Origin of the sequence: Rhizobium sp. 62_C5_N11_2, from assembly GCF_051811185.1 — a bacterium.
GTDB classification, from domain to species: domain Bacteria; phylum Pseudomonadota; class Alphaproteobacteria; order Rhizobiales; family Rhizobiaceae; genus Rhizobium; species Rhizobium leguminosarum.
In genome coordinates, this window is record NZ_JBPWPW010000001.1 from 4843405 (window position 1) to 4850909 (window position 7505).

General features: G+C 61.3%; 6 protein-coding genes. 3 read left to right on the forward strand and 3 right to left on the reverse strand.

Translation table 11 applies throughout. From position 1 onward, the window contains the following. Window positions 1-22: 22 nt before the first annotated feature. From AB8B31_RS23660 to ubiE, 3 genes are all read right to left on the reverse strand, one after another. Window positions 23-1609, reverse strand: coding sequence for an aromatic amino acid lyase (locus AB8B31_RS23660; protein ID WP_128408371.1), 1587 nt, complete (start codon window positions 1607-1609; stop codon window positions 23-25). A 202-nt stretch (window positions 1610-1811) separates the two neighbouring features. After that, window positions 1812-3386, reverse strand: a complete 1575-nt coding sequence (ubiB, locus tag AB8B31_RS23665) for a 2-polyprenylphenol 6-hydroxylase (protein ID WP_128408370.1) — start codon at window positions 3384-3386, stop codon at window positions 1812-1814. Between the two features lie 62 nt (window positions 3387-3448). After that, on the reverse strand, window positions 3449-4225 hold the full coding sequence (gene ubiE, locus AB8B31_RS23670; RefSeq protein WP_018244480.1) for a bifunctional demethylmenaquinone methyltransferase/2-methoxy-6-polyprenyl-1,4-benzoquinol methylase UbiE: 777 nt from the start codon (window positions 4223-4225) through the stop codon (window positions 3449-3451). A gap of 149 nt (window positions 4226-4374) precedes the next feature. Here ubiE and mutM point away from each other — a divergent pair, with 149 nt between their 5' ends. From mutM to rpsT, 3 genes are all read left to right on the forward strand, one after another. After that, window positions 4375-5280, forward strand: coding sequence for a bifunctional DNA-formamidopyrimidine glycosylase/DNA-(apurinic or apyrimidinic site) lyase (gene mutM, locus AB8B31_RS23675; RefSeq protein ID WP_028731688.1), 906 nt, complete (start codon window positions 4375-4377; stop codon window positions 5278-5280). A gap of 23 nt (window positions 5281-5303) precedes the next feature. Beyond that, window positions 5304-6077, forward strand: coding sequence for an enoyl-CoA hydratase (locus AB8B31_RS23680; RefSeq protein WP_017966711.1), 774 nt, complete (start codon window positions 5304-5306; stop codon window positions 6075-6077). A gap of 192 nt (window positions 6078-6269) precedes the next feature. After that, window positions 6270-6548 carry a 30S ribosomal protein S20 gene (rpsT, locus tag AB8B31_RS23685; RefSeq protein WP_003556028.1) on the forward strand — a complete coding sequence of 93 codons (279 nt, stop codon included), beginning with the start codon at window positions 6270-6272 and terminating at the stop codon, window positions 6546-6548. Window positions 6549-7505: the final 957 nt, after the last annotated feature.

Below are 7505 nucleotides of genomic sequence, written 5' to 3' on the forward strand. Positions count from 1 at the left end.
TGCTTCCTCCGTAGACTGGAAATCAGACTGCTGCCCGCTCGTCATGGGTTAGCCGTTCCTCGATGTGCTCCAACGAGCCGAGGGCGAAGAAATCGTCGAAGGAGGCGATCGGAACCTGCTCAGTCAGCTTCGTGACGAAATCGTCCGAACCAAGTTCCTCCTCGATCGCCTCCACTTCAGCCGAAAGCGGCCGGTCGACCGTATAGAAATCCGCATGTTTGCGCACGACCTCGTAGAGCATGGCTGCAACACCCTTCGGTTCATCGCCGAGAATGTCGATCGCCTGGGCCGAGAGCAGCGCCTCAAGGGCTGCGAGGCGCTTCAGCGCCCGCATCTGCCGGTCGAAGCGCTCGATGACGAGCGGCAGGAAGGCCGCCTCGTCCTCCAGCCCGGCCGCAACCACCAGCGACTGGGCCGACACGGGATTGGACATCGACAGCACGCGCGAGAAGATCTCGCCGGCAAGTTTGATGATCGGCCCGAAACCGGTGGCAATCCGCCCCGGCGGCACGAGATTGACCGGCAGGTCGCGCCGCTGGCCGTTGCCGAGAATGACGCAGCGGTTGAAGGCGTTGCGCGCTGCATGCGCCATGCAAAGCGCTGCCGATTCGAGCAGGATCGTCACATCGAGCGGAAGAGAGCCGCCCGACGTCATCACCCGGCCTTCAACCACGACGGGATTGTCGTCCGAACGCCCGGTGGCGGCAAGGATCTTATGGCCGGTCGATAAAAGGTTTTCGATCACCGCGCCGAACACCTGGGCGATCATGCGCAGGCTCAGCGGATCCTGCACATGCGTTGCGACGGGCCAGTTCCATTCGTCGGAGGCATTGCAGAGCCAGGCACCGATCAGCGCTTCGCGCGCAGTTCCGACATGCCGGACCGCCTTCCAGGGATCGCGGGAAGCACCCAGCGCACCGGCCGCCATCATCGCCGTTGCCAGCAGGACGCGGATCGAGGCCGCGGCGTTGCGCGTCGTTTCCGCCGCCGAGGCAAAGCTTACCGCATTGATGCTGAGCGAGGCGAGGCTGTCGCGCGGCGCCATCCGCATCGGTTCCAGCCCGGCCGCCTGGAAAGCCTCGGCCGCCTGCATCCGGTTGCCGCGATAGATCGCTTCGCCGACGCCGGTCAGCACCGCTCCGATCTGTCCCATCAGGCCGATATCCGCACAGCCGATCGAGCCGGTGCGGCGCACGACCGGGATGAGATCGGCCTCGAGCATCCTGATATAGGCCTGGATCAGCTCCGGCGTGCAGCCGACCTGGCCGGTCAGCGCCGTGTTGATACGGATCGCCATGGCATTGCGGACGATATTGCAGGAAAAGGGTGTGCCGGTGCCGAAATGATGGGCGCGCACCAGGCCGAGATTGAAGGTGTCGAGTTCGTCGGCCGACCACTCCACATCTTTCATGGCGCCGACGCCTGTCGTCGAGCCGTAGACGGGCATGCCGGAGGCAATCGCATCCTCGACGACCTCGCGGGCGATCGCGATGCGGGCCATGCCTGTCGCCGAAGCCGAAATCTTAGCCTTGCCCGCACCAATCGTCACCATCTCGGCAAAACCGAGCGGTTGTCCGGAAAGTTCGATGCCAAGGCGTTCGTGCTTCATGTGCCTATCTCCCCAGAACAGGATGATTTTAGGCCGGATCGGCCGAAAATCTGAATCCTGTTCTAAACTAAAGAGTCAGAGCATGATGTCGCCCGAAAACCGCTCACACTTTTCGGCATCATGCTCGGAACGTGAGACTAAGCGAGCCCTCTGTCACATGGGATATCCCAAATGCCGAACACAGCATGTTTTTGGCAGGCGGTCAGTTCAGCATCCAGGCAATATAGACAAGCGTCAATGCGATGATCCAAAGCGCGATCCTGGCTGAGCGGTTGTGCCGCGCTTCGGCCTTGCCGATCGCATCCGCCGTCTCAGCATCGAAGCGCAACCCGTGCTCGCTCATATGCAGGAGCTGATGGTGGAATTTTTCGGTCTTCGCTGCGATTTCGGGCACGGCTTCGGCGAGCTTTACCGCCGCCTTCAGCCCGTCCTTAAGATCGGTGGCGATCCGCTTCGGCCCGAGATTGGTGCGGATCCAGTCGCCGACGACAGGCTCGGAGGCCTTCCACATGTTGAAGCGCGGATTGAGCATGCGCGATACGCCCTCGACCACGACCATGGTCTTCTGCAGCATCACCAGCTCCGGCCGCGTCGCCATGTCGAAGAGTTCGGTCACTTCGAACAGCAGCGTCAGCAGCTTGCCCATTGAGATCGTCTCGGCCGGCTGTCCATGGATCGGCTCGCCGATCGCCCGGATCGCCTGGGCGAAGCTTTCGACATTGTGATGTCCGGGCACATAGCCGGCCTCGAAATGCACCTCGGCGACGCGGATATAGTCGCGGGTGATGAAACCATAGAGGATTTCGGCGAGGAACCGCCGCTCCTTCTTGCCCAGCCGCCCGACGATGCCCATGTCGACGGCGACGATCATGCCGTCAGCATCGACGAAGAGATTGCCTGGATGCATGTCGGCATGGAAGAAGCCGTCGCGCAGCGTGTGGCGCAGGAACGACTGGATCAGCGTATCGGCAAGCAGGTTGAGATCGTGGCCCGCCGCGCGCAGGCCCTCGACGTCGGACATCCTTGTGCCGTCGATCCACTCCATGGTGATGACGTCGCGCCCGGTGCGCTCCCAGTCGACCTTCGGCACGCGGAAGCCGGGATCCTTTTCGGTGTTCTCGGCGATCTCGGAAAGGGCAGCCGCCTCCAGGCGAAGATCCATCTCCACCTTCGTCGTCTGCTCCAGCGTCTTCGTCACCTCGACCGGCCGCAGCCGCCGGCTGGACGCCAGGAAACGCTCCTGCATATGGGCAACGAGATACATCGCCTCGATGTCATGGGCAAAGCGCTGGCGCACGCCGGGCCGCACGATCTTGACGGCAACCTTCTTCCGGCCCTCGGCACTATCGACCTCGGCCGGATGCACCTGCGCGATCGAGGCGGCGGCGATCGGATCGCCAAAGCTCGCGTAGAGCTCGCCGATCGGCCGTCCGAGCGAGCCTTCGATATTGGCCTTGGCCGCTGCCGAGGGAAAGAAGGCCATGCGGTCCTGAAGCTGCGACAGGTCGTTGGCGAATTCGACGCCGACGACATCCGGCCGCGTCGCCAGGAACTGCCCGATCTTCACATAGGAGGGACCAAGCCGCTCGACGGCCTGGGCCAACCGGTCGCTGCGCTTCTGATGCCGCGCCTTGCTTCGCTCGAAAATCGTGACGAAGGACTTGGCGAGCGCGACCGGCGGCGGCAGCCCTTCGGAAGGAAGGGCTGACACGACACCCTCACGCACGAGCACCCAGCCGACGCGCCAAAGGCGGAAATATGCGCCGAAAGTACTCATCTTCTGTTTGATTCTCGCGCGACGCTATTCGAAAACCGCTCTACATTTTTCGGCGTCATGCGTCAGAGCTTCCAGCCGGAATGGAGTGCGGCAATGCCGCCGGTATAATTGGTGTAGGTGACGCGCGAAAAGCCGGCCTGGCGGATCATTGCCGCGAAATTCTCCTGGTTCGGGAATTTTCGGATCGATTCCACCAGATATTGGTAGGGTTCGGCATCGCCGGTAATCGCCTTGCCGAATTGCGGAATGGCATTGAACGACCAGGCGTCGTAGATCTTGTCGAGAAGCGGCATATCGACTTCGGAAAATTCCAGCACCAGCAGCCGTCCGCCGCGCTTCAACACGCGATAGGCCTCCGACAGCGCTACGTCGATCCTCGGCACGTTGCGGATGCCGAAGGCGATCGTATAGGCATCGAAGCTGCCTGCCTCGAACGGCAGTTCCTCGGCATTCGCCTCGACGAAGGTGAGATTGCCGGAAAGCTTCTTCTTTTCCGCCCGCTCGGCCCCGACACCAAGCATCGAGCCGTTGATATCGAGCACCGTGGCATGCGCCTGTCTCCCCGAGGCCTCGACGATGCGGAAGGCGATATCACCCGTGCCGCCGGCGACGTCGAGCACCTTGTAGCCCGGCTCCTTGCGCGGGTTCAGCGCCGAGATCATCGCATCCTTCCAGGCGCGGTGCATGCCCATCGACATGACGTCATTCATGATGTCGTAGCGCTTGGCAACCTTGTGGAACACCTGGTTGACCATGCTTTGCTTCTCGCCATTAGGCACCTCGCGGAAGCCGTAGGAGGTCTCCATGCCGCCATCGGCGGAAGTGCGGCTTTCTGACATCAGACTGCTCCGTTCCTGAAGATTCGGGCGCGGCGGCCATAGCGAAAAACCGCGCGCGACGTTATCTATGGGCCGCGTTCTCCACGGCACACTGGCGCTATAGCGCACATCGTCGTCGGTTGAAACACGTTAGATATAGATGGGTTAAGATGCCGGAATTGCCAGAAGTCGAAACGGTGAAACGCGGCCTGACGCCGGCGATGGAGGGCACCCGCATCACCAAGCTGGAGCTGCGGCGCGGCGATTTGCGCTTCCCCTTTCCCGACGCTTTCGCGGACAGGGTTTCGGGCCGCACCATCGTCAGCCTTGGCCGCCGCGCTAAATATCTGCTGGTCGATCTCGACGACGGCAACACGCTGATCTCCCACCTCGGCATGTCCGGTTCCTTCCGGATCGAGGAGGGCCGCATCGAGGAGGCTGCTGCCTCCGCCGCGCCGGGCGAATTCCACCATGCCCGCTCGAAGGACGAGAAACACGATCACGTCGTCTTCCATCTGGAGGGCGCAAGCGGCCCGCGCCGGGTCGTCTACAACGATCCGCGCCGTTTCGGCTTCATGGATATGGTGGGGCGTGCCGATCTCGCCGCCCATCCCTTCTTCCGCGATCTCGGCCCGGAGCCGACAGGAAACGAGCTTGGCGCCGCCTATCTGGCCGAACGCTTCCGCGACAAGGCGCAGCCGCTGAAAAGCGCGCTGCTTGACCAGAAGAACATTGCCGGTCTCGGCAATATATATGTCTGCGAGGCGCTGTGGCGCGCGCATCTTTCGCCGATCCGCGCCGCCGGCACGCTGGTGACGGCAGGGGGCCGGCCGAAGGCGCAGCTCGACCTGCTCGTCGCCTCGATCCGCGACGTCATCGCCGACGCGATCGCCGCCGGCGGATCGTCGCTGCGTGACCATATCCAGACCGACGGATCGCTCGGCTATTTCCAGCATTCCTTCTCCGTCTATGATCGCGAAAGTCAGGCTTGCCGCACGCCCGGCTGCGGCGGTACGGTCGCCCGCATTGTCCAGGCGGGTCGCTCCACCTTCTATTGCGCCACCTGCCAGAAGTAAGAGTGAGAAACCGGGAGAACAGCATGGCCTATGAGACCCTGATCGTCGAAACCCGAGGCAATGTTGGCCTCGTCACGCTGAACCGCCCGCAGGCGCTGAACGCGCTGAACTCCACCGTCCTGAAGGAACTGAAAGAGGCCTATGCCGCCTTCCACGCCGACGAGACGGTTGGAGCGATCGTGTTGACCGGTTCCGAGCGTGCCTTTGCCGCCGGCGCCGATATCAAGGAGATGCAGCCGCTTGAGTTCGCCGATATCTATAAGAGTGATTTCATCAGCGGCTGGGATGAGGTCGCCAAGGCACGCAAGCCGGTGATCGCTGCCGTCAGCGGTTTTGCGCTCGGCGGCGGCTGCGAGCTCGCCATGATGTGCGATTTCATCATCGCCTCGGAGACGGCGAAGTTCGGCCAGCCTGAAATCACACTGGGCGTCATTCCCGGCATGGGCGGCTCGCAGCGGTTGACGCGCGCCGTCGGCAAGGCGAAGGCGATGGATCTCATCCTGACCGGCCGCATGATGGATGCGGCCGAGGCGGAACGTTCGGGACTCGTTTCGCGTGTGGTGGCACCCGAACGTCTGCTCGACGAGGCTTTTGCCGCGGCCGAAAAGATCGCTTCGCTTTCGCGTCCCTCGGTGATGATGGCCAAGGAGGCTGTCAACCGCGCATTCGAGACGACGCTGGAGGAGGGCTTGCGTTTCGAGCGCCGCCTGTTTCACAGCCTCTTTGCCACGGACGACCAGAAAGAAGGCATGGCGGCCTTCGTCGAGAAGCGCAAACCGGCTTTTACGCACCGTTGAATGCTTTTAGGCGCTTGCCGGTGGTAAAGCTTGAAAATCCGCGTTGACGTGGGCCGGCTTTAGAGTTATATGCCCGCCCACGGTTCGGAAAGCCGGTTTGGTTTTCCGCGATTGCTCCCGCATTGCTGGATTTTGTGGCCGCAAGGCCCGCGGTAATGGCGGAGTTTGTTCGAATTCTTGAGAGAGGCATCCATGGCCAATACAACTTCGGCGAAAAAAGCGACCCGCAAGATCGCCCGCCGTACCGACGTCAATAAGGCTCGTCGCTCGCGCGTTCGTACTTTCGTTCGCCAGGTCGAAGAGGCCATCGCATCCGGTGACGCCGCCAAGGCGAAGGAAGCTTTCCTGGCTGCTCAGCCCGAGCTTGCCCGCGCCGCCAGCAAGGGCGTGCTGCATGCCAACACGGCATCGCGCAAGGTCTCGCGTCTGGCCGCTCGTGTGAAGGCTCTTTCGGTCACCACGACCGCGTAATCTTCCATTAAGGTCTTCTTCTTTATGATTAGCCCGGTAATTTTACCGGGCTTTTTCGATTCCACCGATCAGCCCCTGCATGGTTAATCTGACGACTGTTTCGTGTCAGCGTCATGACAGGAAAAATTGTTTAAAAACAATGGCTTGCGCAAGGATGCTTTGACGCCGCGCGACTCTGCCCCACGCTTTCGGGACCACAGGCGAGTCAAGAGGATTTTATTTTTTTTTCTTTCAATGCGTGTCAAAATAGCCCGAACGGGGAATCTCTTTGATTCAACTGCGATTCTTTTTTGACGCTGGTGTGACGCCCGAAAAGGGCAGGCGGAGTCAATGCCCGCTTCTTAATTTTGCGTAAAATTCATCGTTGATATTGCCTTTTGATCCTGCCTAAATGGCTTTCAACAAAGGGCGCGGACATCACCTGCAGAGGCTCGGTCTTAACTGCCACGTCGGCAGGGCGATAAGTTTGTGCCGTTTGTTACGGAGCATTGCGCTTCCGTTTTTTCAAGCACTCGACGGATTTGAGCCGTAACGTGGCTGTTACGGAGCGGGGATGTTTTGTGCCTTCAGTGGCCACACGTTTAAGGCGAGGCCATCGGAGAAGGTAAAGTAATATTGCGTTCGGGCTGGTCGGCCGAAAACGAGGTTCGACCGTCAGCCTGGCACGGAAAGCCGATGAAGGTTGCCGCATGAGCGCGGCACCTGCAACGGAGTTCTGCGCCGGTTCCTTCGGGGGCAGTGTTTGAGTGAACCGGCAGGCGAGCGGCTCATGAGGATCCGTCAGCCCGCCAAAGCGGGGAATGATCGGGCGGCCGTTTTAGCGGATGCCGCCCGGTGGAATTGAAAGGCGGCATTATGCAGATGAATACGATGACGACGAGCGGGCTCGACAATGCGGATGCGGCACCGCAGGCGTTCGGCTCAATTCGCCTGGAAGCGGCGGAAGTAAAGGCGGAT